Source organism: Brevundimonas sp. CURTG3B2_SDJG (assembly GCF_057364705.1).
The window spans coordinates 1-2,518 of the sequence record NZ_JBNFOJ010000367.1 but is presented as its reverse complement, the minus strand read 5'-3'; the positions used below and the strand labels follow the sequence as shown (position 1 = coordinate 2,518).

Here is a 2,518-nt window from a genome sequence, read left to right as displayed (position 1 = left end):
GCCGCGCGTCCCGGCCCCGAAGCCGCCCGTCGAGGCGCGGCCGGACCGGATGTCGGTGACCCGGGTCGAGGAGTGGGGTGCGCCGACCCCTACGCCACCTACGCCCGCTTCATCCTGAAGCTGTTCCAGCTGGCTCGGCCCGACGAGCGGGTCGACGCCCGCATTCGCGGCACGGCCATCCACGACGCCCTGCACCGGTTCGCCCTGCAGTGGGACGCCGAGGGCGCGGCGAACGGCCCGGAGCGGTTCGCGGACCTGTACCTGAAGGCCCTGCTGGAGGCCGGCATGCCGTCGTCGGCCCTGGCGCGGGAGACCGTGCTGGGGCGTAACGCCGGGGTCTGGGCGACCGAGTGGGAGGCCGCCCGGCGGGCCGGCTCCCCCCGCGTCCTGCTGGAGGAGTCCGCGGAATGGCCGATCGCGCTGGAGGGCGGCGGCCGCTTCACCCTGACCGCCAAGGCCGACCGGCTGGAGGTGCGCGACGGCCGGCTGTCGGTGATCGACTTCAAGACGGGCGCGGCGCCCAGCGCCAAACAGGTCCAGACCGGCTTCTCGTCCCAGCTGCCGCTGACCGCCGCCATGGCCCGGGCGGGCGCATTCGGGCCTTCGGGACAGGGCGAACCGCATGAATTGCTTTATGTCTCGGTCACGGGACGAAGCCCGCCGCGCGGTCGAGGACCGCAGCGGCGAGACCGGGGCCGCCGACGCGGCGGACCAGGCGGTCGCCGGCCTGATCGAACGGGTCCGGGACTACGCCCGGCCCGAGCGGGCCTACGCCTCGCGCACCGCCCCGGCCTTCGCCCAGCGGTCGGTGTCGGACTACGACCACCTGGCCCGGGTGGCCGAATGGTCCACCGCCGGCGAGGGGGAGGAGGGGGCATGACCGGCGCGCCCGACCCCCAGGTCCTGGCCGCCGACCCTGCGGTCAACGCCTTCGTCATGGCCAACGCCGGCTCGGGCAAGACCACCACCCTGGTCTCGCGCGTGGCCCGGCTGCTGCTGGGCGGATCGCGGCCCGACGCGGTGCTGTGCCTGACCTTCACCAAGGCCGCCGCCGCCGAGATGCAGCGCCGGCTCTACGAGCGGCTGGGCCAGTGGGCGGTGGCCCCGGACGCGGACCTGCGCCGCGAACTGGGCGAACTGGAGCAGCGCGACCCCGCCGCCTACGACCCCCGGCCCTGTCGCGGCCCGGCACCCTGTTCGCCCATGCGCTGGAGACGCCGGGGGGCTGAAGATCCAGACCCTGCACGCCTTCTGCGAACAGCTTCTGAGGCGTTTCCCGATCGAGGCCGGGGTGTCGCCCCTGTTCCGCGTGGTCGACGACGTCGAGGCCGAGGCCATCCGGGTCCGCGCCCGCGACCGGGTGGCCGAGCGGTCCCTGGCCGGCGATCCCGGCCTATCCGAGGCCTATGCGGTGATGGCCGGAAAGCTGGACTTCCAGGCCTTCGAGGCGATGTTCGTGCGTTTCGAGGAGAAGCGGGCCGAGATCGCGGCCTGGGTCGCCGCGGACGGCGGGCCCGCGACCCTGGCCGACCGCATCGCCGCCCTGGTCGGGGTGGATGTCCTGGAGGATCCCGTCGCGGTGGAGACGGCGGCCGTGGCGGCGCTCGACGTGGGCGCCTGGTTCTCGGCGGCCGAGGCCTTGTCGCGAGGCTCGGAGAAGAGCGACCAACCCCTGGGTCGTCAGATGCAGGCGGTCGCCGAGGCGGTTCAGGCGGGCGCGGGGCCGATCGAGGCGGTCCGGGCGGTCTTCTTCACCCGGAAGGGAGAGCCCAAGGCCCGCCTGGCCACCAAGGCGGTCGACGCAGCGGCCCAGGACTGGATGTCTCGGGAACAGGACAGGCTTGCCGAGGCCTTCGGTCGAGCCGTCGCCTGCCGGGTCGGGTGGGACACCCTCTACGCCCTGACGCTGGCCGTCACCTACGCCCGCGAATACGAAACCGCCAAGGCGGCGCGCGGGGCCCTGGATTTCGCCGACCTGATCAGCGCCGCGCTGAAGCTGCTGACCGACCAGGCGACCGGCGCGGCCTGGGTGCTGTACAAGCTCGACGGCGGCGTGGACCACATCCTGGTCGACGAGGCCCAGGACACCTCGCCCGAACAGTGGGGCATCGTCCGCGCCCTGGCCGACGAGTTCTTCCACGGCGTCGGCGCGCGCGACGACGGCGTCCAGCGCACCCTGTTCGTGGTGGGCGACGAGAAGCAGTCGATCTTCTCGTTCCAGGGCGCGGCGCCCGAACGCCTGCTGTTCGAAAGCCAGAGCTACCGGCGGCTGGTCGAAGGCGTCGGCCGCCGTTTCGAGAGCGTGAACCTGCTGCAGTCCTGGCGCTCCACGCCCGAGGTGCTGGCCTTCGTCGACCGGGTCTTCTTCGACGCCGAGCGGGCGCGAGCCCTCAGCCCCGGCCGCGGCTTGATCGGGGACCGCGAGGACGCGGTGGTGCGCCACCAGGCGGCGCGGGGCGACGGGCCGGGAACGATGACGTTCTGGGGACGCCGAACAGGAGGCCCCCCGGCGGATGAG

Annotated in this window: 2 protein-coding genes and 2 pseudogenes; all 4 read left to right on the top strand. The window is 73.7% G+C overall.

The window, feature by feature from the left end; all coding sequences use genetic code 11:
* Positions 1-72: 72 nt before the first annotated feature.
* A pseudogene (locus AC2W7C_RS16670) lies at positions 73-588 on the top strand (PD-(D/E)XK nuclease family protein); the annotation flags it as partial.
* A 34-nt stretch (positions 589-622) separates the two neighbouring features.
* A complete protein-coding gene (locus AC2W7C_RS16665) occupies positions 623-880 on the top strand; it encodes a hypothetical protein (protein ID WP_486002381.1) in 258 nt (85 codons plus the stop codon).
* Positions 844-1,032: pseudogene (locus AC2W7C_RS16660) on the top strand (UvrD-helicase domain-containing protein); the annotation flags it as partial. The gene AC2W7C_RS16665 and the pseudogene AC2W7C_RS16660, both read left to right, overlap by 37 nt.
* Before the next feature lie 193 nt (positions 1,033-1,225).
* Positions 1,226-2,518 (top strand): UvrD-helicase domain-containing protein (locus AC2W7C_RS16655; protein WP_486002382.1); only part of this gene is annotated, 1,293 nt, incomplete at its 3' end.

Bases quoted from the DNA above. Each gene is read 5' to 3' on its own strand.
- AC2W7C_RS16665 (WP_486002381.1), top strand. From the start codon at position 623: ATGAATTGCTTTATGTCTCGGTCACGGGACGAAGCCCGCCGCGCGGTC.